The organism is Brucella sp. JSBI001 (genome assembly GCF_026014005.1).
Taxonomy (GTDB): Bacteria; Pseudomonadota; Alphaproteobacteria; order Rhizobiales; family Rhizobiaceae; genus Brucella; species Brucella anthropi.
Window position 1 is genome coordinate 1,999,438 of sequence record NZ_CP110339.1, and the last position, 24,845, is coordinate 2,024,282.

The following is a 24,845-nucleotide window of genomic DNA, read 5'->3' on the forward strand; positions in this document are numbered from 1 at the left end:
CTCCTAATCTATTTGGATTGTGGGAAAATGTTGCATTCCTCGAATATTAAAGCGGATATCGCCGTTCGGGCCGATGGGCTGAATCTGGCCTATGGCCCTGCCACTATATTAAAGAATATCGATCTTTCACTGCCGAAGGGACAGACGCTCGCTTTGCTCGGGCCATCCGGTTGCGGCAAGACAACGCTGCTCCGTCTCGTGGCTGGCCTTCTCGCCCCAACGAAGGGTTCAATCACAATCAACGACGTCACCGTTGCAGATGCCTCGACAGGGTCGTTCATTCCGCCTGAGAAGCGCCATCTCGGCATGGTGTTTCAGGATTATGCGCTCTGGCCGCATATGACCGTTTTCGGCAACGTGTCCTTTCCGCTCGAAATGCGTGGCCTCGGCCGTGCGGAGCGCGAAAAGCGCGTTGTCTCGGCACTCGATCGCGTCGGCCTGTCGGGCTTCGGCGAGCGCGCGATCAGCGATATGTCAGGCGGCCAGCAGCAGCGTGTCGCCATTGCCCGCGCCATCGTTGCCGAGCCGGGACTGGTACTGTTCGACGAGCCGCTTTCCAATCTTGACCGCGAACTGCGCGAAAACATGGTCACCGAGATCGGGCAGCTTGTCGCCAATCTCGGCCTGACCGCGATCTATGTCACCCATGACCAGAGCGAAGCTTTCTCGCTTGCCGATCAGGTAGCCGTCATGCGCGCCGGTGTGATCGAACAGTTGGCTGCACCCGAAGCACTTGTCGCAGAACCGATGACACCGGAAGTCGCAGATTTTCTGAGGCTCGGCTGTGTCGTCCCGGTGGAGCAGCGTGACAACGCCTACAGGATTGCGTTCACCGAAATCCACATCGCCCATGGGTCCACCGCTGAGCAGGCAACACACGTCTTGTTGCCGTCGCGTTCGGTTCGCAGCGTGCCCGCAAGCGAAGCAGCGATTCCAGCAACGGTCCTGCGCTCACAGTTTCGCGGCGACGGTCATCTGACCACAGTGCGCATCGGCTCGCAGCAGGACGGCCACGAACTGACATATCTCGACAGCATCCGCCTTTCACCCGGCGTTCCTGTCGGCATCTCAATCGATGCCAGCCAACTGCGCTGGTTCTCAAAATAAGACCATTTCATCAGGCAATATCTCAGGAGGCAAACATGAAGAAATCCATTCTCGGCGCGGGGCTTGCGCTTGTCACCGCTTTGCTGGCCAGCACGGCAGCCTATGCAGACATCACGGTTTATTCGGCCGGCCCGGGCAGCCTGATCGAAAAGCTTGCGACAGGCTTCACCGCCAAGACCGGTGCGAAAGTCAATGTCTTTCAGGCAACGACCGGCAAGGTCATGGCCCGCATCGAAGCGGAAGCCGCCAATCCGGTTGTCGACGTTCTGATCTCGGCCTCGTGGGATACGGCAACCGATTTTGCCAAGCGTGACTGGCTTGTCGCCTACACCAGCCCGAACGCCGAAAAAGTGCCGGATTTCCTCAAGAATGAAACGGCGGTTGCGCAAGGCGTCTCCGCGCTCGGCATCGCGTGGAACCCTGCCAGCAAGACGCCCAAGCCCGCCGAATGGGCGGATCTCGCCAAGCCTGAATACAAGGACCTCGTCAATCTGCCGGACCCGGCACAGTCGGGCGCGACCTTCGAACTCGTTGCCGCCCTTCAGGCGCAGCAGGGTTGGGATCTGTTCCGGAACCTGCACGAAAATGGCGCAACTGTCGCCGGTGCCAATGCAGAAGCGTTGAACCCGGTTCTTCAGGGTGCCAAGGCCGCCGTGTTCGGTGCCGTCGATTACATCTCGCTCGCGGGCAAGGCCAAGGGCGAATCCATCGACGTTATTTTCCCGACATCCGGCACCGTGATTGCGCCACGCCCCGCCATGATCCTCAAATGGTCGAAGAACCAGGACGAGGCCAAGCAGTTCATCGATTATATGCTGTCCGACGAAGGTCAGAAAATGGTTGCCGACACCTATCTGATGCCGTCGCGCACCGACATTCCGGCCAATCGCCCGTTGATCGGCGATCTGAAAATCCTGCCGATCGACGCCAGGGAAGTCTATGGCAAGCGCAACGAAACGCTGAAGGAATTCGGCGCCGCTTTCGCAGCCAGCAACTAATATCTGAGGGACAGACAGAGATGAAGACAGGCAGTGCGGCGGCTGGCAATCCGCTCGGGTTCGTTGCAGTCGCCGGGCTCACATTCATCGTCGCAGTGCCGTTTGTCTTCATCGTCCTTCAGGCAATCTTTCCACAACTGGGGAGAGGCTCGCTGGCCGAGCCTTTCCTGCATCTCTCGAACCTGTTTGAAGACCCGAAGCTTTTGCGCATGAGCGGCAATACCGTTCTGCTCGGTCTTTCCGTGGTAGCTCTTTCCGCATTCATTGCCGTGCCGCTAGCGGTTTTCCGGGCACTCTACAAAGTGCCGTTCGCCGTGCTGTGGGATGTGCTGATGCTCGTGCCCTTCATGATCCCGCCCTATATTGCAACGCTCGGCTGGATCATGACCTTGCAGCCACGCGGCTATCTCGAACAGCTTGTCGGATGCAATCTGGCTCCCTTCCTGTTCTCGGTCGCCGGCATGAGCTTTGTCATGGCGCTGAACACGTTTCCGCTTGTCTATTTTGCGGTGTCGCGCACGATTGAAGCAGTTGGCGCTCGCTATTCAGATGTCGGACGCGTATTCGGGGCTTCCCCATGGCGCTCCTTCTTCCGTATTACCCTGCCGCTGGCGACGCCTGGCCTCGCGGCAAGCCTTCTGCTCGTTTTCGCGGCAGCCATCGAGGAATATGGTACGCCCGCAGCCCTTGGACGCCGTTCCGGCTTTGAAGTTCTGGTAACGGAAATTGATCTCCGCATCTCCGACTGGCCCATCGACCTTGCGGGTGCTGCCGTCTTTTCGCTGGCGCTTGTCTGCCTGTCGCTCGCCGCTTTTCTGGTCCAACGCTGGATATTGATGCGTCGTTCCTATGTGACGACTGGCGGCAAACCACAGGCAAAGGACAAGCGCCCACTTGGAGCCTTCACAATTCCCGTCGTGGTTCTGTTCGCTGTCATCGCCTTTGCGGCGACCGGTATTCCCCTGCTGGCCATTCTGGCGACCGCTCTGTCCAAAACCGTGTCTGGCGGGTTGACGCCATCGAACCTCAGCTTCGACAATTTTGCTGCAATTGCCGAAAACAGCGCAGGCGGCATGCGCGCGCTGATCAACAGCCTGTCGCTCGGCGTTGCAAGCGCTCTCCTCACGGGACTGCTTGGCGCGATTGCCGCTTATGCCGTGGTGAAGATGCGCTTTCGCGGGCGCTTCTGGCTCGACATACTGACCGTCCTGCCAAATGCCTTGCCCGGCGTTGTCGTCGCGGTCGGCCTCATTCTGGCATGGAACCAGCCCTCGCTACCCATCTCGCCCTACAATACGCCGCTGATCCTTCTGCTTGCTTATTGTTGCATTCTTCTACCGCAGCCGATCCGCTATGCATCGGCTGCCTTCCACCAGATCGGCGACAATCTGGAAGCTGCGGCACGTGTTTGCGGCGCAAACAGCTTCACCGCTTTCCGGCGCGTCATGCTACCGCTGATCGCCCCCAGCCTGATAACGGCGATGTTACTTGTTTTTGCAGTGGCCACACGTGAACTCGTCGCATCGATATTGGTGGCTCCGGTTGGAATGCAAACCATCTCGATCTTCATCTGGCGTCAGTTCGAGCAAGGCTCGGTCGGCCTCGGCATGGCCATGGCATTCATCGCCATTCTCATCACCACGCTTTTGCCCCTGGTCCTGATGGGGTTGTTGAAGCGCTCAGGTCTCGTTAGAATTTGACCTTCCGTTCCCGATCGGGAAATGCCAACAGCAGGGTCGAAATTCCAGTGCCTTGAAAAGCCGGGAGAACCGTTTTGACGAAACAAGCCGTTGTCTTGAAAAGAGAAGAATGGGCGAGACGTGATGATGCCTGGTCTGGGCGCGTCGAAGGCAAGAGATTTGATACCGATGCGTCGATCATATTCTTCTCGACCGATATTGTAGGGCATGGTCCCAAACTGCACCGGCACCCTTATGACGAGATTTTCATCGTCCGTCAGGGAAATGCCCTGTTCATTGTTGGCGATGAACAGATCGAGGTGACGGAGGGACAGGTTGTCTTCGGTCCGGCAAACATACCACACAAGTTCATCAATCTGGGCCCTGGGCGTCTGGAAACAACCGATATTCACGTTACCCGGCATTTTGAGCAGGAAGACCTCGAGTGAAACGGGGCACAATGCGTGCCCCCCTGCATTTTACAGAATTGTCTTGTCTTAACGCTCAAAGGTGATAATTTTAGTCATATTAATGCGACGATATCCCGACGCATTTCTTACGAAACATTCCTGGCAATGAAGCCGGAATTTCAATGAAACGCTGTCACATACGGATCGGAACGTTTTGGGCTTCTGGCATTCGATGATCTGGCAAGCCGAAGGCATCCGGGTGGTTGCGCCGGTTCAATGGCGCGTGCTGGACGGGCTGGTCAGTGTCTACTGGGAGGCTGAAAGCCAGACGGGGGCCAATGGCTATTTCCTGTCGCATGATCCCCGTATCATGATCTTTTTCCAGGATGTATCGTCCAATATTCGCATATCGAACGATAGCGGCGTCCTTACCCAGCATCACCGCCCGATGACGCGTGCAATCTATATACCCGCCGGCGTACCAATGTGGACGAATACAGTTTCGCTCCACCGGTTTTCGCACCTGAACCTGCATTTTCACAAGGATCGGCTGCTCAGATATCTAAGCCCGACACTCGGCACTTCCATGGCCGTGGCCGCCATGCGCAGTCCGGTAGAAATTCAGGACCTTGGCGCCATAGAAACGCTTGCCCGCCTGATCGTGGATGAAACAGCCAGTCCGATGAAACACGCGCTTTATGCGGAAAACCTCATCGGCAGCATTCTGACCGGGCTTCTCGATTTACCGGGTGAGGACAACAAGCAGGGATATGGCCGCCTCACTATGGCGCAGATGAACAAGCTGAACGCACGGTTCGACAGCTGTGGTGATCGTCGGTTGAGTGTCGCCGAAATGGCGGCAGCGGTGGGCCTGTCGGAAAGCTGGTTCGCCAATGTCTTCAAGCAGACAACCGGAAAGACCCCGCTACAATGGCAAATGGCGAAGCGCATCGATCTGGCACAACGACTGCTTGCTGATAGCGACCTGACCGTCGCCGGCATCGCAGCACAGCTCGGTTTCACCGATCAGGCACACCTGACCAAGGCTTTTCGTCAGGTGGTGGGTGAAACGCCAGCCGCATGGCGACGTTTCCAGTCAAACCGCTGACCAATTTCGGATTACGTGCTCCGCCTCCTGTTTCCGGCGGAGCGGCTCATCCTACCATGTGCGGCGAAGCGTTGCCGTGATCTCGCGACCGGGATTGTAGAAATCCGCTCCGAAACCGCCATAGGCGACGTATTTTTTATCGAACAGATTGCTGACATTGACCTGAAGCGCCGAGTTGTCCAGGAACTCGTAGGTGAATGCCGCATCAAACACCACATTGCCGCTGGTGCCCGACGTATTGGCCGGCGTGAAGTAATATGAACCGATATAACGACCGCCGACACCGATTGTCATGTCACCGCGGCGACCGCTGCCCTCGATCTTGTAGTTTGCCCAAAGCGAAGCGAGGTGCCTGGAAACAAACTGCGGACGGTTGCCCTCATTGCCGCCCGTGCCGTTCTCGACGATCTCCGGGTCCATATAGGAATAGGCCGCGATCAGGTTGAGATTGTTCGTCAGTTCGGCCTTGGCTTCCAGATCAATACCGCGAACGCGAACCTCGCCAATCGTGGATGGCTGAAGCGTAATGGGATCGTTGACTGAAATATTGTTCTTGGTCAGGTCGTAAACAGAAGCGGTGAACAGGGCCGGAAATGCGGTCGGCTGGTATTTCACGCCGACTTCGATCTGTTCACCCCGCTCAGGATCGACGCCGATGGCCGGGGGGGCGACCGATTCAGTATAGCTCGTATAAACCGCCCATTCATCAGTCACCCGATAGGTGAGGCCGAAGCGGCTGGTGAACTCGCTCAGATCACCATCTGTCGTCTTGTTGCTGAGATTGTTCGTCTGCGACAGGTCGAGCCAATCATTGCGCAGGCCCACACTGGCAATCAGCTTTTCCGCGAATGTCAGATCCTGCTGGAAATAAATCGCCTTGGTTTTCTGCCTGGTAGATGTGCTGCCGATAAGAGGCAGATTGACCGGAGCACCGGTAAAGACCGGATTGGTCCAGTCGATGCCCGGTGCCGGGCCCCAGAGTGTCTTGTTGGTGGCCGAATAGTTATTGTATTCGACGCCCGCCATCGTCCGGCTTTCGAACCGGTCAAAACTCGTCTCATATTTCAGGTTCACATCACCCACGAAATTCTCGGCTGAGGCTTCATTGCCGAAGAAGTCGCGCTTGGCAATCGTGGAGCCATCGGTCGGTGTGGCCGAAATATAGGCATAGCCGAAATCGGTGTCCTGCTTGCTGTAACGCCCGTTGGCGCTCATGCTCAAACCATTGCCAAAATCATGATCGAACATGGCGCTGACAGTATTTCTGTCAGTGCCGCGATAGTTGAAATCCGGCTCTCCGAAAAAGCGGCTTCGGTTGAAATCGGTGCCGACCGGATGGCCGCCGCTTCCGGGCACGCCATAGCGGTGAAAATGATCGAAGATCACCGTCAAATTGGTCGCATCGCTCGGGCGCCACGTCAGCCCGCCCATGATGAACTTTTCGTCGTCGCGCGAATAATCATATTCGGCGTCGGAATCCTTGAACTTGCCGGTGAGGCGATAGGACAGCGTTTCGTCGCCGGTCAGATTATCACCGAAATCGAAGCCGACTTCCTTGTGGTTGAACGAACCGCCCGTGACATAGGCTTCGCCAAAGCGTTCGCGCTTCGGCCGCTTCGTCACGTAATTGACCATACCACCTGGATCGGAGACGCCGAAAGCCGTGGAACTCGCGCCTTTCAGAACTTCAATCCGTTCAAATGCATAGGGTTCCTCGCGTATACCGCCAAAGGGACGGCCAAGGGACAGCCCGTCGCGATAGGTGTTGGCATCGAAACCGCGGATCTGGAAAAAGTCAAACCGGTCATCCGACCCGTAAAAATTGGTGGAAACACCTGCAGTATATTGCAGCACCTGCTCGACGGTCTGGGCGTTGCGCTCCTGTATTTCCTTGGCGGTGATCACCGATACGGAGGCTGCCGTATCCATGATGTCCGTCGCCATCTTGCCGCCGCCGGTGGTTCTCGTCGCGACAATCGACCTGGAATCGTCGTCGCGTCCACCAGACCCATCAACCGTAATGGTCTTGAGCACTGTCGGCTCTTCCGTTGTTGTCGCCTGCTGCGCCAAAGTCAGATCCGGCATGGATACGACAAGCGCCGTGCACCCCAGAAGAATTGCCCTGCGGTAGCGAACCCGGGTGGTTTTCTTCATCTCAGCGGTCTTTTCAATGTCCATGGTCAGGTCCGATAAGCAGTTTGCGGCGATCGCTTTTAGCGACGGTTTCAAATCGTGGAGACATCGACAGCCTTACGATCAACGACCGGATGAGCCCGATCATCGAAGCAATCAAGAAACTGAAATGGTCCCCGGATCGCCACTAACTTGAGAACCTTTGTCCAGTATTGTAGAAAACTGCTTTTTTGTAGGAAATCACGGTTAATTCGCAACACCTTTATCAAGGTGTGAGCTTCGGCCTTGACGCGGTGAGTTTAACTTGAGAGTGAAAGGCCACTTTATACACAAGGAGAATGCACCGGATGACTTGGTCCATTCGCTCTCTCGTTTTCGCTGCCCTGTGCTGCCTGGCGATGATTGCGCCGCAAGCGGTTCTAGCTGGTGAAAAAACAACCTATCCGATTGTTATAAAACATGCTTTTGGAACGACAACGATAGAAAAAAAGCCGGAACGGATAGTCACCGTTGCCTGGGCAAACCATGAGGTTCCCCTTGCACTCGGCGTGGTTCCGGTTGGGTTTGCGCGAGCCAATTTCGGCGATGACGACAATGATGGTCTCTTGCCATGGGTAGCCGCAAAGTTGAAGGAACTCGGCGCCGATACGCCTGTGCTTTTCGATGAAGGGGACGGGATCGATTTCGAGGCGGTGGCGGAAACGCAGCCCGACGTCATCCTCGCATCCTATTCCGGCCTGAGCCAGTCCGACTACGATACACTCAGCCAGATCGCCCCTGTCGTTGCCTATCCCGAAGCGCCCTGGTCCACCGACTGGCGCGACATGATCCGTCTCAACAGCGTCGGCATGGGCATGGCGGAAGAAGGTGAAGCGCTGATTGCAAAGATCGAAGGCGAGATTGCCGAGACGGTCAGCCAGTATCCGCATCTCAAAGACAAGTCGGCTATGTTCGTCACGCATCTCGATACGACGGACCTGAGCACGGTCAATTTCTACACTACTAACGACACGCGGGTGAGATTCTTCACGGACCTTGGCCTGAACTCGCCCAAAAGTGTGGTCGACGCCTCCAAACCGGGCCAGTTCTCCGGCTCCATCAGCGCCGAGCGTGTCGACATGTTCGATGACGTGGACATCGTCGTAACCTATGGCAGTCAGGAATTGCTGGATGCCTTGAAGCGCAATCCACTTCTCGCCAGCATGCCAGTGGTCGAAAACAATGCAGTGGTCATGCTGGGCAGAAACCCTCTCGGGACAGCGGCCAATCCCACACCACTTTCCATTTCCTGGGTGTTGAAGGACTATGTCGCCCTTCTTGCCGGCGCAGCCGATAAAGCAAAATGATCGTCGCCCGCATCCGGCGTTCAAGCCAGCCAATCACCATCTATCGGTCCAACAGAGCGAAGACCGGCTGGCTCGGCGCGGTCGTTTTTCTCCTCGCGACCCTTTGTGTTCTGTCCGTGTCGCTCGGCGCGCGTGAAGTGCCATGGCCTGACATTGTTGCGGCGCTGCGTGGTCATATGGACACCGTCGGACAGGCCGCCGTCGCCATGCGCATTCCGCGCACCTTGCTCGCGCTTCTCGCCGGAGCAGCGCTCGGGCTGGCAGGTGCCATTATGCAGGGCATTACCCGCAATCCGCTGGCAGACCCCGGCATTCTGGGCGTCAATATGGGTGCATCGCTTGCCGTCGTCATCGGCGTTGCGTGGTTCAACATCGTTTCCGCACCAGCTTATATCTGGGCAGCCATATTCGGTGCCGGTTGCGCCGCCGTCTTCGTCTATATGGTCGGATCGCTTGGCCGTGGTGGCGCGACACCGCTCAAGCTCGCGCTGGCCGGTGCAGCCACGTCGGTAGCATTTTCCTCACTGGTTATCGCCATCGTGCTGCCCCGCAACGATATTGCCGGCGGCATTCGCGCCTGGCAGATCGGCGGCGTTGGAGGTGCGACTTTCGACCGGCTCGCTTATGTGCTGCCATTTCTCGGTGTCGGTTTCATTGTCAGCCTTCTATCGGCGCGCAAACTGAACTCCCTGGCACTCGGCGATGAACTTGCCGCCGGGCTCGGAGAAAAGGTCGCCATTGCACGTGCTGTTGCGGCGCTCGGCGCAATTCTGCTGTGTGGTGCAACCACCGCCATCTGCGGCCCCATCGGATTCGTGGGCTTGGTGGTGCCGCATGTATGCCGTCTCCTGATCGGGGTCGATCACCGCTGGCTATTGCCATTCTCGGCCCTCAGCGGAGCCTGCCTGCTGCTTGCTGCCGATATTGCCGGACGCCTCGTTGCCCGCCCTGCCGAACTCGATGTCGGGATCGTCACCGCCCTGATCGGTGCGCCGTTCTTCATCTGGATTGTCAGGCGCCAACGGGTTCGCGAGTTGTGATCATGCTGCATTCCACCGCCGATCTTATCGCCTGGAACCGTCGCAGTCGCACCCGCAAGCGCAATCTTGTCATCGGTCTTCTTCTGGTCATTCTCGTCGCCCTCTTCCTCCTCACTTTGATGCTGGGCCAATCGTTCACGCCGCCAAAAGATGTCGTCCGGGTACTCCTGGGCGAAAACGTTCAGGGAGCAAGTTTCACGGTCGGGAAGTTGCGCCTGCCGCGCGCCGTCCTGTCCGTGCTTTCAGGGCTGAGCTTCGGCCTCGGCGGTGTCGCATTCCAGCTTATGCTGCGCAATTCGCTCGCAAGCCCTGACATTATCGGAATCAGTTCCGGGGCAAGTGCTGCGGCTGTTTTTGCAATCGTTGTGCTCTCGCTAAGCGGCCCCGTTGTTTCAATCTTTGCCGTTGTGGCCGGGCTCGTCGTAGCACTTGCCGTCTATGGTCTTTCCTTCAGGAACGGGGTCGCCGGAACCCGTCTTATCCTCGTTGGCATCGGTGTTTCGGCGATGCTCGAAAGTGTCATTGCCTATATTCTTTCAAACGCGCCCGCCTGGAGCCTGCAGGAAGCCATGCGCTGGCTTACCGGCAGTGTCAACGGCGCAAGGCTGGACCAGATGTTTCCTCTTCTGGTCGCGCTGGTCGTTTTCGGCAGTTTGCTTTTGAGCCGGTCGCGCGATCTCGAAGCATTGCGGCTGGGCGACGACAGCGCCGCAGCATTGGGAACCAATGTCGGGCGAACCCGGATTGTCATAATCATTGCCGCCGTCGGCATGATAGCTTTTGCCACGGCCGTTTCCGGCCCCATTGCTTTCGTCGCCTTTCTGTCCGGCCCCATTGCGGCACGCATCATCGGTAATAACGGTTCCCTGCTCGTCCCGTCTGCCCTGATCGGAGCCATACTAGTCCTCGCCGGCGATTATTGCGGACAATTCCTGCTCCCCGGCCGCTATCCGGTTGGCGTCGTCACCGGAGTTCTGGGCGCTCCTTATCTCATCTACCTCATCATACGCGCCAACCGCAGCGGGGCATCCCTATGACCGATCACACCCTCATCGCGCGTGAGCTGACCACTGGCTATGGTGACAGGCTTGTGCTGGATAGTCTCGATCTTGAGGTGCCTTCCGGCAAGGTAACAGCAATCGTTGGAGCGAATGCCTGCGGGAAATCTACCTTGCTGCGCACTATGTCGCGACTTCTGGCACCACGACACGGGGAAGTACTGCTTGACGGCAAGTCGATCCACACGCTTCCCTCCCGGCAACTGGCACAAACGCTCGGCCTGCTGCCCCAATCGCCGACAGCGCCGGAGGGCATACTGGTTGCCGATCTGATCAGTCGAGGTCGAAACCCCTATCACGGCGTATTCTCGCAATGGACGCGGGCAGATGACGAAGCAATCGCAACGGCACTTGAAGCAACCAAGACGACCGAACTGGCCGACAGGCCAGTGGATGAACTTTCAGGTGGCCAGCGCCAGCGCGTATGGATTGCGATGGCACTGGCGCAGCAGACCGATATTCTCCTGCTGGATGAACCGACAACCTTTCTCGACATCAGTCACCAGATTGAAGTTCTGGATCTGCTCACAGATCTCAACCAGAAGCGCGGAACCACAGTCGTCATGGTTTTGCACGATCTCAATCTTGCCGCCCGCTATGCGGATTTTCTGGTCGCAATGGCTAACGGACGACTATACGCAACCGGAACGCCGGACGACGTGCTGACAGAACAAAATGTTCGTGAGGTATTTCATCTCAAAAGCCGTATCATGACCGATCCAACTTCCGGTCGACCGATCATGCTGCCTTTGGGGCGTCATCGCCTCCGTGATGAGCACCTTGAAACGCAGCTTGCGCCTTCAGACGGATAACCGGCTGTGCCGCAACAGGCTTTTGCAGACTTCTCCAACCCGCTGATTTCATAGCGCCGCGATCCAATGATCGCGGCGTTTTGCGTTCTGGCACAGTTACAACGCAGTGCATCATTATGCGCTATCCATAATTATCTATAATATTTTAGCTTGAGTCACCGATACACATGCAGATAATCTATACTTCATAGATTCTTTCTATTTTTATAGATAAAATGGAGAAAGCATGCTCAATACGGTGCAATCGAACCCGGAAGGCGCTGAGAAAACGGCGTCCAAATCGGAACAGGATGCATGGACGCCCGCAAGCGCGCGTCTGCTATATGAACTTCCGTTCAACGATCTCCTTTTGGAGGCACAGAGCGTTCATCGTGCCAATTTCGAACCGAACCGCGTTCAGCTCAGCAAACTGCTCAACATCAAGACGGGCGGCTGCCCGGAAGATTGTGGCTACTGCAGCCAGTCGGCACATCACGCTTCGGGTCTCAAAGCTTCCAGATTGATGAGTCTGGATACAGTCCTCGAGGAAGCGAAAAAGGCAAAGGATAGCGGCGCAACCCGCTATTGCATGGGTGCGGCCTGGCGCAGCCCGAAGACGCGGGATGAGCCCGCGATTGTCGAGATGGTCAAACAGGTGAAAGCGCTTGGTCTGGAAACCTGCATGACACTGGGCATGTTGAGCCCGGATCAGGCGCAGACCTTTGCGGAGGCTGGGCTCGATTATTACAACCACAATATCGATACGTCGGAGCGGTTTTATCCGCAGGTCATCACGACGCGCAGTTTCGACGATCGACTGGAAACGCTCACCCATGTCCGGGAAGCAGGGATCAAGGTTTGCAGCGGCGGCATTCTCGGCCTTGGAGAAACCGAAGACGATCGCATCGATATGCTGGTGACGCTGGCAAATTTGCCCATCCCACCGGAAAGCGTGCCAATCAATATGCTGATCCCGATGCCCGGTTCACGGCTGGAGAAAGCATCGCCCGTCGATCCTATCGCCTTTGTCCGCATCATCGCCCTTGCCCGCCTGATGATGCCGCAATCGCATGTCCGGCTGACAGCGGGGCGCAGTTCGATGAGCGATGAAATGCAGGCACTCTGCTTTTTCGCAGGCGCAAATTCGATCTTTATTGGCGACATGCTGCTGACCGCCGCCAATCCGGGCGAAGATCGCGACACAAGCCTCATGCGACGGCTTGGCCTGACCGCCGATGCACTGGATGCCCATGCATGAGCACCAACCCGTTGGCCCGTTACGCTGCGAAGTTGAAAAACTTACAGCGGCGGCAGCATCTGCGCGCACTTGCCGATAACAGAGGTGCGGATTTCAGCTCGAATGACTATCTGGGTCTTGCCGCATCGCCGTCGATCCGTAATGCATTGATTGCCGAGCTGGAAAACGGCCTTGCCACCGGGGCTGGCGGCTCCCGGCTGTTGCGCGGCAATCACCCGGAACACGAACTTCTGGAGGCTGAAGCTGCTTTCTGTTTTCGTGCACCTTCAATGCTGTATTTCAATAACGGTTATACGGCAAATCTAGCAGTTCTCTCGACTTTGCCGTTACGCGGCGATCTGATTGCCTATGACGAACTGATCCATGCCAGCGCACGTGAAGGCATGCGGGCCGGAAAGGCCGAAACCGTTTCCATCCCGCATAACAATGCGGATGCATTCGATAGAGCAATCTGCACATGGCGCAAAAAGGGCGGACGCGGCACCCCGTGGATTGTGGTGGAAAGCCTCTATTCTATGGATGGTGACATCGCGCCGCTTTCCGATCTCATCGAGATAGCAGACCACCACGGCGCTTTTCTTTTCATCGACGAAGCCCACGCGACGGGCGTGCACGGGCCAGATGGACGCGGTTTTGCTACCGGACTGGAAGGCCGACAGAACATTATCACGCTGCATACCTGCGGCAAGGCAATGGCCAGCTCCGGCGGGCTGGTTGGAGCACATCCGGTCCTTCGCGATTTTCTCGTCAATCGCGCACGGCCATTCATCTATTCGACTGCGCCTTCGCCCTTGCAAGTATCCGCAACACGGATTGCGCTGAAAACCATGATCGCCGAACAATATCGTCGGCGTGAATTGCACCGGCTTATCGCATTCGCCAATGCGCAATTCGCCGATCACTTTGGCAAAGCCGGCAGCGGAACTCAGATATTGCCGCTCGTCATTAGCGATGCCGACCGCACCTTGCGTATCGCACATCGCATGCAAGCCAAGGGCTTCGACATACGCGCCATACGCCCGCCAACAGTGGCTGTGGGCACGGCGCGCCTGCGCATCACCATCACGCTCAATGTCGATGAACCCACGATAACGCGCATGTTCGAATACCTTGCCACGATCATGGCGGAGGAATTGATATGAACTGCACTTTGATCGTTACCGGCACCGATACGGGTATCGGCAAGACCGTCTTTTCCGCAGCTCTCGCAGATGCGTTCAGTGCTTATTACTGGAAGCCGGTTCAGTCGGGACTGGAAGAAACAACCGATAGCGAAACGGTTGTCCAGCTTACCGGGCTCTCACGCCAGAACATCATCCCGGAGTGCTGGCGCTTGAATACGCCCGCTTCGCCGCATCTTGCAGCACAGATCGACGGAGTGGAAATTGATGCGGACGCCTTGGATGTTCCATCGGTCCACGCGCCTCTCGTAATCGAAGGCGCAGGCGGATTGCATGTACCGTTGACACGCCGCACGACATTCATTGATGTCTTTGCACGCTGGCAAAAGCCGATCATCCTTTGTGCAAGAACCAGCCTCGGAACCATCAATCATACACTGCTTTCGCTTGAAGCATTGAACCGGCGCAATATTCCCGTGCTCGGTATTGCCTTCATCGGCGATCCTCAACCGGATACCGAGCAGATCATCCCGGAACTGAGCGGCGTTCGCAGACTGGGGCGACTGCCCCACCTTGCGAAACTTGACCCGGACACGCTCCGCCATGCGTTTCGCGAGCATTTCAGTATGAGCGCTTTTTACGAGGATTCCGAATGAACGGACGTTCGTCTCCTGTCTGGCATCCCTTCACCCAGCACGCCACAGAACCGGTTTTCCGCAGGATCGTCAAAACTGACGGTGCCTATTTGCAGGATGAAACCGGTCGTTCGGTGCTCGATGCCATATCGTCATGGTGGGTGATTACACATGGGCACCGTCACCCAAAGATCATGGCGGCGATCCGGGACGCATTGGACCAGTTCGATCAGATCATCTTTGCCGAATTCACTCACGAACCGGCAGAAAAGCTGGCGCAAGAACTGGTCAAACTCACCCCGCAAGGCCTCGCCCATGTGTTCTATTCCGACAGCGGTTCCACAGCAGTCGAAGTCGCTATCAAGATGGCGCTCGGCTTCTATCACAATAGAAACAAACCGCGTTCACGCATCGCAGTGTTGGAGCATAGCTATCACGGCGATACGATTGGCACCATGTCCACCGGTGCGCGCGGTGTGTTCAACTCCGCCTATGCCCCCCTGCTGTTTCAGGTCGACACCATTCCGTTTCCATCGGTGGGGCGGGAGCAGGAAGCACTCGATGCGCTGGAGCACTTCTGCCGGAGTGGCAAGGTTGCCGCTCTGCTCTTGGAACCGCTTGTTCTGGGTGCAGGCGGAATGAAAATCTATCCTCCTCGCCTGCTCGCCGAGTTCCGGCGGATCACGCAACAATACGGAACACTGCTGATCGCCGATGAAGTGATGACAGGATGGGGACGCACGGGCACCATGTTCGCCTGCGAACAGGCATCCACCGCGCCGGATATTCTGTGCCTTTCCAAAGGCATTACCGGCGGCGCTCTTCCGCTGGCCGCAACGCTCAGCACGGCTGAAATCTTCGATGCGCATTTTTCGAAAGATCGCAGCCACACATTCTTTCATTCCAGTTCCTACACGGCCAATCCGATTGCCTGCGCGGCAGCACGTGCAAATATAGAAGTCTGGCAAACGGAACCCGTCGCGGATCGCATCAGGACATTGGGGCAATCGCACTCGGAAAGGCTATCGCGTTTTCAGGATGATCCTCGTTTCACCAATGTTCGCCAGCAAGGAACCATTGCCGCCCTTGATCTCGCGGTCGAAAAAACCGGCTACCTCTCCGATGCTGGGCCGCAATTGAAATCCTTCTTCCACAAACAGGGTGTGCTTCTGCGTCCGCTCGGCAACGTGATCTATCTGATGCCCCCCTATTGCGTAACGCCACTTGATCTGGACCTTGCCTATGACGCGATTCATGCGGCGGCTGATATGATCGAGACGGCAGCGCGATGAGTATTTCGAGCCGTATGGCGGGTTTCGGCCATTACGTGCCAGACCGCCGAGTTGCAAATGATGAACTGGAGCAGCGTCTCGGACTGGATACTGGCTGGATCGAAAGGCGCACCGGCATTCGCGAACGGCGTTGGGCGGCACCGGATGAAACTCTTACGGACATGGCGATGAAGGCGGGACAAATGGCTCTCCAGGATGCCGGTGTTCCGCACAATTCGGTGGCGCTTGTCATTCTCGCGACATCAACGCCCGATCATCTCCTGCCACCTTCCGCGCCGCTTCTCGCTCACAAGCTGGGGCTGGAAAACTGCGGCGGGATCGATCTTGCAGGCGCTTGCTCCGGGTTCCTTTATGCGCTTGTTCTGGCAGACGGCTTTGTCAAAAACTTCCGCAAGCCGGTTCTGGTCGTGGCAGCCAATATATTGAGCCGCCGGATCAGTATGGAGGAGCGCAACACAGCAATTCTCTTTGCCGATGCCGCTGGTTCAGTCCTGCTTGCACCATCGAACGATCCACATGCTGGACTGCGTGGATCGGCGCTCATGTCCGATGGCGGAAATTACGGGCTGATTTCCATTCCCGCTGCCGAGACAAGAATGACCATGCGAGACGGCAAGGCCGTCTTTACGCAGGCCGTTCGTATGATGTCGCGTTGCGCAACCGACGCGCTTGAACGTGCAGCGCTTAGTGCCACCGATGTGAACAGGTTCTTTCCCCATCAGGCCAATGCGCGGATCACCGACACGGTCTGCGACCAGTTGCACCTGCCTGCCTCCATTACCGCCAGATCGATTGCTTTGTTCGGCAACTCGTCGGCGGCGAATATCCCGCTATCGCTATCACTGGCATCGAAATCGCAGCCTTTTCAGTCAGGCGAACGGCTGCTTCTTTCGGCCGCCGGTGCTGGAATGATTGCCGGTGCTGCAGTCTGGGAAATTGGCGATGGTTGAAATCCAGCCATGGCTCGAACTGAAATCGGCATTTCCGTCCTGCCTTGGATGGCCACCAGCGCAGTATCCTCGTCAAACATCGCCAAGAGGCTTCGCAGCGAGTCATCCTTGAAACGCTTTCGTATCTCAAGAAGATTGTTCAGTCCCTTGGCAATGCGCCTGGCATAGCCAAGATCATTGAGAAGCGACCTGAGTTGCATAAGCAGCCCCGCAAGACAGGCAGCCTGCTGTCGAAGCCCTGAACGTGAAGAAGCATCCATTTCTGCGTGTACAGTCTTCAATGTTCGCTGTCGTCCGGGCTGTCAGACCCGACCGCAGATCATGCAACCGGAACTGCCTACGTGCCGGGAACAATCTAGCTCAGTTGAACCACGCGGATCTTGCGAGCGGTTGCCTGCAAAAGTGTGAAAGCCTCGAAACGCTGGTCGTGCCACCTGGCCAGCCCGGCATCCGGCCTGTTAACTTCTCCAAGTTCCGACATGGCGTCCATGGCCGATGCAAGATCAGGGTAAGCCCCCGACGCGACCGCACCCAGCATGGCAGAGCCGAGCAGAACAGGTTCGGGCGAAGTCGAGGCGGCGATGACAAGACCGGTCGTGTCGGCAAGCACCTGTCGCACCAGGTGCGACCGTGCAGCCCCACCCGAGACGACGATAGTATCGGTCGCGATACCCTTTACTTTCTGGGCCTCCACGATCTGCCGCGCACCATAGCCAAGGCCGCACAGCCCGGCCAAATAAAGTGCAGTAAGGCTGTCGATCCCAGCATCGAGATCTAGCCCGGCAATGATTGCGCGCGCATCAGGGTCCGCGAACGGTGCACGATTACCGAGGAACTCCGGCACGACATGAATGTCGCCAATGATGGCAGCTGCCTCTTCAGGGCCTCCCCTCGCATCGACTTCTGCAGCAAGAATGTCGACCAGTCCCTTGCCTTGGGCGGTTGCCTGCTTCTCCGCTTCCTTCGCGAAAGGATGCATGTGGATCAGATGATCGATAGCGGCACCCGCTGCCGATTGTCCTCCCTCGTTAAGCCACAGGCCCGGAACCATCGCCGAATAATAAGGACCCCATACACCATCCACGAAAACCGGCTGTTCGGTGGTCGTCATGGTGCAGGCCGACGTGCCAAACACATAGGCCATGCGCGACAATATCCGGCCCTCCTGACCGCGTGCTCCGACCGTACCGATCCCGCCCGCATGAGCGTCGATCAGGCCAGCGGCAATAGCTGTGCCCGGCATAAGACCGAGTTCTGCCGCGGCCTGTTCGCTCAAGCCGCCAAGACTCTCGCCACCGGGTCGAACGTCCGTGCCGATGCGGGCAAAATTTTCGTCCGCCAGTTCGCCAAGGCCCACTTCACGGAAAAAGGTTTCATCCCAGCGCCTTTCGTGACTGAGATAGGTCCATTTGCAGGTGACCGTGCAGGCCGAACGGGCAAGGCTGCCGCAAGATTTCCATGTGAGAAAATCGGTAAGATCGAAAAACTGCCATGCAGCAGCGAAGGTTTCCGGCTTGTTTTCCTTGAGCCACAACAGCTTCGGCGTTTCCATCTCGGGGGAAATGGTGCTGCCAACGTAGTCGAGAACCTTGGCTTTGGTCGCATTAATGCGTTCTGCCTGGCCAACAGCGCGATGATCCATCCACACAATAATATCGCGCGCTGGATCGTTGGACGGACCGACTGCAAGCGACTTGCCACCCTCGCCCAGCACAACCAGCGAACATGTCGCGTCATAGCCGATACCGGCAATGTCCGTCGGATCAATATCGGCAGTCTTGACGGCTTCGCGCACGCTTTCGCAAACAGCCTGCCAGATATTGACGCTCGACTGCTCAACAATGCTGCCCGCCTCACGCCAGATGGTGATATCGCGCTTGGCCGAAGCAAGCATGGTACCGCTAGCGTCGAAAAGACCGGCGCGAGCGCTGCCGGTGCCGACATCGACGCCCAGATAATAGCTGGTCATGGTCGCTCCCATTTACAGATCGAGGCTTTGTGGAAGAATGACCAGATCGCGAATGGTAATGTTGCGCGGGCGGGTCAGCATGAACATCACCGATTCCGCGACTTCCTTCGGTTCCATCAGACTGCCATTAGCCAGCGCTTCATCCAGCTTTGCCTTCGGCCAGTCGCTAATAAGTGCGGTAACCACCGGACCAGGCAGAACGCCACCAACGCGGATACCGTGCGGCGCAACCTGACGGCGAACCGTATGAACGAAAGCCTGAACGGCATGTTTGGATGCGGTATAGATTGGCTCCCAGATGACCGGCACGACACCTGCGACAGAGCTTGTCATGATGATATCCCCGGTCTTTCGTTCCATCATATGTGGCAGAACCGCATGAATGGTGCGGAAAGCCGCGTTGATGTTGAGGTTCAGCATGCGGTCCCATGCATCCGGGTCACCTTCCCAAAGAGGTCCGCCAATATAGGCACCCGCATTGGCGTGAAATACGTCGAGTTTGCCCGCTTGGTCGAGTATTTGCGGCATCATGGTGGCGACTGATGCCGGATTGAGCAGATCAATGACCAGCGGTCTGGCTTTATCGCCAAGCTCGGCGCATTTTGCATTAAGCGCCTTCTCGTCACGGTCGACGAGAAACACCGTCATTCCCGCTTCTAACATGTGCTTTGCACATTCGAAGCCGATGCCAGAGGCAGCACCGGTAACGGCGCCGACTTTTCCATTGAGATCCTGAGCCATTTTTCAGTCCTTAAAGTTTTAGGCGCGACCGTGCGACTGGCGCGAGCGGCGGGCGAGGGAGTCGACAATCACGGCGATGGCGAGCACAGCGCCAGTAATCATGTAGCGAAGCGACGATGACAGATCGAGCAGCGTCAAACCGCTGGCAATCGACTGGATGACGATAATGCCAAGTAGAGCCGACCAGGCGCTACCACGTCCGCCAAAGAGGCTAGTGCCGCCGATGACCGCTGCTGCAATCGCGTTCAAGTTGACGTCGCCAGTGCCTGCCTGCTGGCTGGAAGAAGCAAGGCGAGCTGCGGCCAGAATGCCGCCTGCTGCAGCCAGAACCGAACAGGTCATGAAAGCCGACATATAGATAAATTTCACATTGATACCAGCACGGCGTGCGGCTTCGCGGTTGCCGCCGACTGCCTGCATCGCGCGCCCCCACTGGGTACGTGTGAGTGCGTAATTCATCGCGATGACCAGCGCCACGAACAGGCCGAACATCCATGGCACACCACGCGACTGGTTGAGATAAAACACAGCACCGCCGACTATGACTGTGATGACGATGGCCTTGAGCGCTATCCCGACCGACGACGGCGCTGACAGACCGGCTTCACGGCGGCGCTGCGCAGAGCGGAACCCGGTGAAGAAGATCGCAAGTCCGGCAATCAGCACCAACGCATAGGACAGCGGACGCGGCATAACCAGAAGCTGGCCGAAACTCACGAGCCAGGAACCATAAGGCAGGTTGATCGAGCCGGTATTGCCGAGCAGATAAAGCTGAAGGCCAAGCGCCGCCAACAGACCGGCCAGTGTGGAAACAAAGCTTGGCATGCTGAAGCGATTATAGAGGAACGCGTAAAGCAGGCCGATCAACGCGCCGGTGCACAGCGCCGCCAGCATTGCAACGCCAACAGGCCAGCCATGATTGACCCAAAGCACGCCGACAATGGCTGACGCAAGTCCGCTAACCGAACCGACCGAAAGGTCGATTTCACCCAGCATCAAAATGCAGACGATACCCAGCGAAATCACGCCGATAGTCGAACAGTCGAACAGCAGGTTTACAAGATTGTTGCTCGACAGAAAAACCGGGTTCAACGTCTGGAAAACGGTCCAGATGATGACGAGACCGATGATGACCGGCAGCGATCCAAGATCGCCCGACCGGACACGGTCGAAGAAATTGCGCAGCGCGCCCGAAACGCCTTCATCATGGCGCACGCGGGTGTCCTGGCGATCGAGAGGGGTATTTCCGGTTGCCTGGTTCATTATGCTTCTCCCCGATCATGGGCCTGACCGGTTTCATGCTGCGCCTGACGCCGTTCGGCACGGCGGGAAACGGAATTGCTGCTTGCGCCGGTGATGGCTGCGACCAGCTCCTCGTTTGAGGAATCCGGGTAAAAAACACCATTGTTTCGGCCAAGCCGCAGCACGACGATGCGGTCCGCGACAGCACGAACGTCTTCCATATTGTGGCTGATCATCAAGACACCGAGCCCACGGTCACGGACGCGCTCGATAAGATCGAGAACCTCAGCAGTCTGCGCAACGCCAAGTGCTGCCGTCGGTTCGTCGAGCATAATGAGCTTGGGATCAAGCAACAGCGAGCGCGAGATCGCAACCGTCTGGCGCTGGCCACCAGAAAGGGAGGCGACCGGCTCGCGTACACTCGGGATGCGGGCGGAAAGCTCGTTCAGAAGCTTCCACGCCTTGATCTCCATGGACACTTCATCAAGCCGATAGGGGCTCATTTCGCGGCCAAGGAAAATATTGGCGACCACGTCGAGATTCTCGCACAGAGCCAGATCCTGAAAGACTGTCGCAATGCCGAGATCGAGCGCAACGCCCGGCGACGAAAGCACAACCTTCTCACCATTAAATTCGATACTGCCGGATGTCGGTTGATGGACACCTGCCAGTGTCTTGATCAGGGTGGACTTTCCTGCTCCGTTATCACCGACAAGAGCGACAACTTCGCCCGGAAAGACTTCCAGATCGATATCTGTCAGCGCTGAAACGGCACCGAAATTCTTGGATATGCCGCTTAGACGCAGCACTGGCTGCCGCGACGACGCAGCGGCTTCGTGATCTTGGGACATGATCTCACTTTCCCTGGCATATTGCAGGATATGCCATTGCACATCAAACTGCCCGACCGGATAACCGGCCGGGCGCGTCGTTGGTCAGTTGGTGATGCCAAGCTTCTTGCAGCCGTCAGCATAACGGTCGACGCAAAGCGTTTCTGCGGAAACGATGTTCTTGTCGATAATTTCAGCCTTGAGGTTTTCGGCGGTCACCACCACTGGAACGAAAAGCTTCGACGGAGTGTTATAAAGCGTGGCTTCGGCCTTCGGAGTTTCACCGTTCAGAAGCTGACCCGCGACGCGCGCGGCTTCTGCGGCAACAATTTCAGATGGCTTGTTGATCGTGTTGTACTGATCGCCCGAAATGATCAGCTGAAGTGCTGCAATCGTCGCATCGTTGCCGGTAACCGGTGGTAGCGGATCGATGCCTGCCGCCTTCATGGCTGCGATCGCACCGCCTGCAGTGCCGTCATTGGCAGCGACAACGCCGACGATCTGGTCATTGAAGCGGGTGATCTGGCCACTAGCCCACTGCTGAGCCTTGCTCGGCGCCCATTCAGGCGTGTCATATTCGGCGAGCGTCTTGTAACCGCTGTCCTTTAGACCGGCGTGAATACCGTTCTTGATGAGACCGGCAGCGGCATCGGTTGGCGAACCGTTGATCTGCAGAACGCCGCCCTTGTCACCCGCGACACCCTTGTCCTTCAGGTGCTTTACCAGCGATTCCGCAATCGACTTGCCGATGGCTTCATTGTCGAACGACACGTAGAAATCAGACGTCGCATCCGGGATCGGACGGTCATAGGCAATGACCTTGATATCCTGCGACTGGGCGAGCTTGACCAGCGAGGCTGCCGCTGCCGTATCGACCGCGTCGAGCACTATCACTTTTGCACCTTGCGATATGACCGAGTTGAACTGCTGCTGCTGCTTGCTCGCATCACCATCGGCATTGAGATAAAGCACCTTGCAGCTTTCACAGATTTTCTTCATCTCGGCAGCGAAGCCCGGATAATCGCGCTCCTCATAGCGCGTCGATGCCTGGTCTGGCATTAAAAAGCCGACCACTGCGTCCTTCACTTCCGCCTGAGCATTGCCAGCGAACGACGATAGCACCACCGCAGCAAAGGCTGCCTTACCAAACATATTTTTCATGTCTCACTCCCATTGGGTTTTCAATTTTGTATTTTACACAATCTTGCAGACAAACTTTATATCGCTACTCCACCCCATATGTTCTCCCTATAGCGACCTCCAGTTCCCTGGAGTTCCGGCATTTTGGCGCCGCATTGCTTTGCGGCGCACCAATCAAATCGAGCAATGCTGACGGGGCTTGTGACGCATGATGGGAAGCCGTTCCTGGCTTCGGCATGTGTGCACCGCTCCTCTCGGCATACAATCATGTTGCACCATCGATAGTGCAACATAACCATCGCTCAACATCCTGCATCTGGTCAAGAGGAAAATGACAGAGGAATAGATTGGATTACGCCTTCCCCTACTTGCAGCAAACGCTATCGCACCGCTAAGATCGGGACCCGACCCAGACGCAAAGCAGGCCTGATGAGCACCCCCCGGAAAGTAACCATTTACGATATATCGGAGCGCGCTGGTGTATCCGCGTCGACCGTTGCTTCGGTTATGAATGGTTCATGGGAAAATCGAAGAATTACCAAAGCAACAGCCGACCGAATTCGAGTAATAGCAAGCGAACTCGGTTATACCACCAACCTTCAGGCACGCGGGTTGCGCATATCCAATTCCGGCATGATCGGCATGATCTTGCCTATGCTGGACAACCGATACTTCAGCTCCATGGCCGCATCGTTTGAGACGGTGGCGCGCTCACGGAATCTTATCCCCGTTGTAGCCAGCACATTACGCGACCCGCAGCAGGAACGCAGCACCGTGGAAACATTGATTGCCCACAATGTCGACGCCTTGTTGATCGCGGGCGCAACCGATCCGGACAGTGTCGCCGAACTCTGCGAAAAGGCTCATCTGAAACATATAAACGTGGATCTTCCCGGAAAGCATGGCGCATCCGTAATCAGTGACAACTATGACGGTGCCCGCGTACTGACGCATCAGATTGCCAGCCGCAGGTCTCATCGAACGGAAAACAGCTTCTACTTCATCGGTGGCGTGGATAGTGACCACAACACCCGCGCACGTGTGCGCGGGTATAAGGATGAACTGGCTGCGCTGAACTTCCCCGTTCACTCCGACGCCATAATCACGAATGGTTATGGTCCCGATGCCGCCGCGAGAACCATCCGCGATATTTATAAAAAATTGAATGGATTGCCAGAGGCACTGTTCGTCAACTCGACGAGCCCTTTTGAGGGCGTCGTCAGTTTTCTCAAGACGCTGCCGGTTGACGAGGTCCGGGAGTGCTCCATCGGATGTTTCGACTGGGACCCCTTCATCGAAGTTCTCCACTTCCCGGTTGTGATGGTCCGGCAAAATGTTCAGGCAATGATCGAACGCGCCTTTGAACTTCTGGACGAGTCCGTTCAAACGAACAACCCGCCCGAAATGATACCGACAGAGCTCATTATTCCGCGTGGTCTTTGAACCTCATTCCGTGGATAGGAGAAACATGCCATCCACGCGATCACCGATTGTTTTGTTTTTTCAGATAGATAAGCTGAGTTGTCAGTCCTGTGATGAGGATGATCAAAAGACTGCCCTGCGCGCCCAGCAACAACGGGGATTTGAGATCGGTCACAAATGGATGACCATCTGGTACGCGCCGCAATACCTCGCTTACCGCTGGCACCATTAGCAGGAAGGCAGTCAAGCTTAGAAAGACTGTTTCCAGATAGCGGGTCGCACGACCGAAGACTGAACTGTAACCGATTGCATAGCCGGCAATCAGCAGAACCATCGTCGCAGCACCGATAACATAGCTGACCTGCTGGCGTGCAACGAGAAATGTTGTGCCAGCACCTATAAGCATCGAGACAAAATAAAGGCCGCCGGATTTTGACCGGGGCAAAATTCGCCCGTAGCGGACGAACATGTAGATGGCCAGGGGAATGGCAGGCAAACTGCCGATCGTGTGCACCCAGCCTAGCGGGGAAATTCCAAACATAACCAAAGCTCCTGTAAAGATAACAACCTACTAG

Annotated in this window: 22 protein-coding genes; 15 read left to right on the forward strand and 7 right to left on the reverse strand. The window is 56.8% G+C overall.

The annotated features are described in order from the left end of the window. The first annotated feature begins 27 nt into the window (after positions 1 to 27). The 5 genes from LJ361_RS09430 to LJ361_RS09450 all read left to right on the forward strand — a co-directional run bounded on the left by LJ361_RS09430 (position 28) and on the right by LJ361_RS09450 (position 5,302). Positions 28 to 1,107 (forward strand): ABC transporter ATP-binding protein, encoded by a 1,080-nt coding sequence (locus LJ361_RS09430; protein WP_010660791.1) that lies wholly within the window; start codon positions 28 to 30, stop codon positions 1,105 to 1,107. A gap of 35 nt (positions 1,108 to 1,142) precedes the next feature. Then, entirely contained in the window at positions 1,143 to 2,105 is a 963-nt protein-coding gene (locus LJ361_RS09435) for an ABC transporter substrate-binding protein (RefSeq protein WP_043061831.1), read from the forward strand. 20 nt (positions 2,106 to 2,125) lie between these two features. Continuing rightward, positions 2,126 to 3,805 carry an ABC transporter permease gene (locus LJ361_RS09440; RefSeq protein WP_209418668.1) on the forward strand — a complete coding sequence of 560 codons (1,680 nt, stop codon included), beginning with the start codon at positions 2,126 to 2,128 and terminating at the stop codon, positions 3,803 to 3,805. A gap of 74 nt (positions 3,806 to 3,879) precedes the next feature. After that, on the forward strand, positions 3,880 to 4,233 hold the full coding sequence (locus LJ361_RS09445; protein ID WP_010660788.1) for a cupin domain-containing protein: 354 nt from the start codon (positions 3,880 to 3,882) through the stop codon (positions 4,231 to 4,233). A gap of 175 nt (positions 4,234 to 4,408) precedes the next feature. Then, positions 4,409 to 5,302: a helix-turn-helix domain-containing protein gene (locus LJ361_RS09450; protein WP_010660787.1), complete on the forward strand. Its 894-nt coding sequence runs from the start codon at positions 4,409 to 4,411 to the stop codon at positions 5,300 to 5,302. Positions 5,303 to 5,353: 51 nt separating this feature from the next. Here the strand turns inward: LJ361_RS09450 and LJ361_RS09455 are convergent, their stop codons facing one another. Continuing rightward, positions 5,354 to 7,480 carry a TonB-dependent siderophore receptor gene (locus LJ361_RS09455; protein WP_264813399.1) on the reverse strand — a complete coding sequence of 709 codons (2,127 nt, stop codon included), beginning with the start codon at positions 7,478 to 7,480 and terminating at the stop codon, positions 5,354 to 5,356. A 302-nt stretch (positions 7,481 to 7,782) separates the two neighbouring features. On the opposite strand from LJ361_RS09455, the gene LJ361_RS09460 reads away from it, so the two are divergent. The 9 genes from LJ361_RS09460 to LJ361_RS09500 all read left to right on the forward strand — a co-directional run bounded on the left by LJ361_RS09460 (position 7,783) and on the right by LJ361_RS09500 (position 16,926). After that, a complete protein-coding gene (locus LJ361_RS09460; protein ID WP_036582508.1) occupies positions 7,783 to 8,781 on the forward strand; it encodes an iron-siderophore ABC transporter substrate-binding protein in 999 nt (332 codons plus the stop codon). Then, positions 8,778 to 9,821 (forward strand): FecCD family ABC transporter permease, encoded by a 1,044-nt coding sequence (locus LJ361_RS09465; protein WP_209418670.1) that lies wholly within the window; start codon positions 8,778 to 8,780, stop codon positions 9,819 to 9,821. The genes LJ361_RS09460 and LJ361_RS09465 overlap by 4 nt, the downstream gene beginning before the upstream one ends. A gap of 2 nt (positions 9,822 to 9,823) precedes the next feature. Continuing rightward, the gene (locus LJ361_RS09470; protein ID WP_010660783.1) at positions 9,824 to 10,858 is read left to right on the forward strand and encodes a FecCD family ABC transporter permease; all 1,035 of its coding nucleotides are present in this window, start codon (positions 9,824 to 9,826) and stop codon (positions 10,856 to 10,858) included. Continuing rightward, entirely contained in the window at positions 10,855 to 11,691 is an 837-nt protein-coding gene (locus LJ361_RS09475) for an ABC transporter ATP-binding protein (RefSeq protein WP_209418671.1), read from the forward strand. The genes LJ361_RS09470 and LJ361_RS09475 overlap by 4 nt, the downstream gene beginning before the upstream one ends. A gap of 226 nt (positions 11,692 to 11,917) precedes the next feature. After that, positions 11,918 to 12,928 carry a biotin synthase BioB gene (gene bioB / locus LJ361_RS09480; protein ID WP_151612705.1) on the forward strand — a complete coding sequence of 337 codons (1,011 nt, stop codon included), beginning with the start codon at positions 11,918 to 11,920 and terminating at the stop codon, positions 12,926 to 12,928. Continuing rightward, positions 12,925 to 14,070: an 8-amino-7-oxononanoate synthase gene (locus LJ361_RS09485; protein ID WP_151612703.1), complete on the forward strand. Its 1,146-nt coding sequence runs from the start codon at positions 12,925 to 12,927 to the stop codon at positions 14,068 to 14,070. Before bioB ends, LJ361_RS09485 begins: the two co-directional genes overlap by 4 nt. Further along, on the forward strand, positions 14,067 to 14,705 hold the full coding sequence (gene bioD / locus LJ361_RS09490) for a dethiobiotin synthase (protein WP_209418672.1): 639 nt from the start codon (positions 14,067 to 14,069) through the stop codon (positions 14,703 to 14,705). Before LJ361_RS09485 ends, bioD begins: the two co-directional genes overlap by 4 nt. Next, positions 14,702 to 15,976, forward strand: coding sequence for an adenosylmethionine--8-amino-7-oxononanoate transaminase (locus LJ361_RS09495; RefSeq protein ID WP_182505907.1), 1,275 nt, complete (start codon positions 14,702 to 14,704; stop codon positions 15,974 to 15,976). Before bioD ends, LJ361_RS09495 begins: the two co-directional genes overlap by 4 nt. Next, on the forward strand, positions 15,973 to 16,926 hold the full coding sequence (locus LJ361_RS09500) for a beta-ketoacyl-ACP synthase III (RefSeq protein ID WP_209418673.1): 954 nt from the start codon (positions 15,973 to 15,975) through the stop codon (positions 16,924 to 16,926). The genes LJ361_RS09495 and LJ361_RS09500 overlap by 4 nt, the downstream gene beginning before the upstream one ends. Positions 16,927 to 17,281: 355 nt before the next feature. On the opposite strand, the gene LJ361_RS09505 is transcribed toward LJ361_RS09500, so the two are convergent. The 5 genes from LJ361_RS09505 to LJ361_RS09525 form a co-directional block, all read right to left on the reverse strand. Beyond that, entirely contained in the window at positions 17,282 to 18,895 is a 1,614-nt protein-coding gene (locus tag LJ361_RS09505) for an FGGY-family carbohydrate kinase (protein WP_209418674.1), read from the reverse strand. Between the two features lie 12 nt (positions 18,896 to 18,907). After that, positions 18,908 to 19,636, reverse strand: a complete 729-nt coding sequence (locus LJ361_RS09510; protein WP_029928279.1) for an SDR family oxidoreductase — start codon at positions 19,634 to 19,636, stop codon at positions 18,908 to 18,910. Between the two features lie 18 nt (positions 19,637 to 19,654). Continuing rightward, a complete protein-coding gene (locus LJ361_RS09515; RefSeq protein ID WP_010660774.1) occupies positions 19,655 to 20,899 on the reverse strand; it encodes a sugar ABC transporter permease in 1,245 nt (414 codons plus the stop codon). After that, entirely contained in the window at positions 20,899 to 21,729 is an 831-nt protein-coding gene (locus tag LJ361_RS09520; protein ID WP_029928283.1) for an ATP-binding cassette domain-containing protein, read from the reverse strand. Before LJ361_RS09520 ends, LJ361_RS09515 begins: the two co-directional genes overlap by 1 nt. Before the next feature lie 84 nt (positions 21,730 to 21,813). Then, positions 21,814 to 22,860 (reverse strand): sugar ABC transporter substrate-binding protein, encoded by a 1,047-nt coding sequence (locus tag LJ361_RS09525; protein WP_235817422.1) that lies wholly within the window; start codon positions 22,858 to 22,860, stop codon positions 21,814 to 21,816. A gap of 495 nt (positions 22,861 to 23,355) precedes the next feature. Between LJ361_RS09525 and LJ361_RS09530 the strand changes: the two genes are divergently transcribed. Beyond that, positions 23,356 to 24,291: a LacI family DNA-binding transcriptional regulator gene (locus tag LJ361_RS09530; protein ID WP_246683451.1), complete on the forward strand. Its 936-nt coding sequence runs from the start codon at positions 23,356 to 23,358 to the stop codon at positions 24,289 to 24,291. A gap of 40 nt (positions 24,292 to 24,331) precedes the next feature. On the opposite strand, the gene LJ361_RS09535 is transcribed toward LJ361_RS09530, so the two are convergent. After that, positions 24,332 to 24,811, reverse strand: a complete 480-nt coding sequence (locus LJ361_RS09535; protein ID WP_166942853.1) for a hypothetical protein — start codon at positions 24,809 to 24,811, stop codon at positions 24,332 to 24,334. Positions 24,812 to 24,845: the final 34 nt, after the last annotated feature.

What these genes read in the sequence shown, in the direction of transcription:
- LJ361_RS09430 (WP_010660791.1), top strand. Translation starts at nt 28, where the DNA reads ATGTTGCATTCCTCGAATATTAAAGCGGATATCGCCGTTCGGGCCGAT.
- bioD (WP_209418672.1), top strand. Translation starts at nt 14,067, where the DNA reads ATGAACTGCACTTTGATCGTTACCGGCACCGATACGGGTATCGGCAAG.
- LJ361_RS09520 (WP_029928283.1), bottom strand. Translation starts at nt 21,729, where the DNA reads ATGTCCCAAGATCACGAAGCCGCTGCGTCGTCGCGGCAGCCAGTGCTG.
- LJ361_RS09460 (WP_036582508.1), top strand. Translation starts at nt 7,783, where the DNA reads ATGACTTGGTCCATTCGCTCTCTCGTTTTCGCTGCCCTGTGCTGCCTG.
- LJ361_RS09435 (WP_043061831.1), top strand. Translation starts at nt 1,143, where the DNA reads ATGAAGAAATCCATTCTCGGCGCGGGGCTTGCGCTTGTCACCGCTTTG.
- LJ361_RS09515 (WP_010660774.1), bottom strand. Translation starts at nt 20,899, where the DNA reads ATGAACCAGGCAACCGGAAATACCCCTCTCGATCGCCAGGACACCCGC.
- LJ361_RS09475 (WP_209418671.1), top strand. Translation starts at nt 10,855, where the DNA reads ATGACCGATCACACCCTCATCGCGCGTGAGCTGACCACTGGCTATGGT.
- LJ361_RS09505 (WP_209418674.1), bottom strand. Translation starts at nt 18,895, where the DNA reads ATGACCAGCTATTATCTGGGCGTCGATGTCGGCACCGGCAGCGCTCGC.
- bioB (WP_151612705.1), top strand. Translation starts at nt 11,918, where the DNA reads ATGCTCAATACGGTGCAATCGAACCCGGAAGGCGCTGAGAAAACGGCG.
- LJ361_RS09530 (WP_246683451.1), top strand. Translation starts at nt 23,356, where the DNA reads ATGAATGGTTCATGGGAAAATCGAAGAATTACCAAAGCAACAGCCGAC.
- LJ361_RS09525 (WP_235817422.1), bottom strand. Translation starts at nt 22,860, where the DNA reads ATGTTTGGTAAGGCAGCCTTTGCTGCGGTGGTGCTATCGTCGTTCGCT.
- LJ361_RS09470 (WP_010660783.1), top strand. Translation starts at nt 9,824, where the DNA reads ATGCTGCATTCCACCGCCGATCTTATCGCCTGGAACCGTCGCAGTCGC.
- LJ361_RS09500 (WP_209418673.1), top strand. Translation starts at nt 15,973, where the DNA reads ATGAGTATTTCGAGCCGTATGGCGGGTTTCGGCCATTACGTGCCAGAC.
- LJ361_RS09535 (WP_166942853.1), bottom strand. Translation starts at nt 24,811, where the DNA reads ATGTTTGGAATTTCCCCGCTAGGCTGGGTGCACACGATCGGCAGTTTG.
- LJ361_RS09495 (WP_182505907.1), top strand. Translation starts at nt 14,702, where the DNA reads ATGAACGGACGTTCGTCTCCTGTCTGGCATCCCTTCACCCAGCACGCC.
- LJ361_RS09440 (WP_209418668.1), top strand. Translation starts at nt 2,126, where the DNA reads ATGAAGACAGGCAGTGCGGCGGCTGGCAATCCGCTCGGGTTCGTTGCA.
- LJ361_RS09485 (WP_151612703.1), top strand. Translation starts at nt 12,925, where the DNA reads ATGAGCACCAACCCGTTGGCCCGTTACGCTGCGAAGTTGAAAAACTTA.
- LJ361_RS09510 (WP_029928279.1), bottom strand. Translation starts at nt 19,636, where the DNA reads ATGGCTCAGGATCTCAATGGAAAAGTCGGCGCCGTTACCGGTGCTGCC.
- LJ361_RS09455 (WP_264813399.1), bottom strand. Translation starts at nt 7,480, where the DNA reads ATGGACATTGAAAAGACCGCTGAGATGAAGAAAACCACCCGGGTTCGC.
- LJ361_RS09465 (WP_209418670.1), top strand. Translation starts at nt 8,778, where the DNA reads ATGATCGTCGCCCGCATCCGGCGTTCAAGCCAGCCAATCACCATCTAT.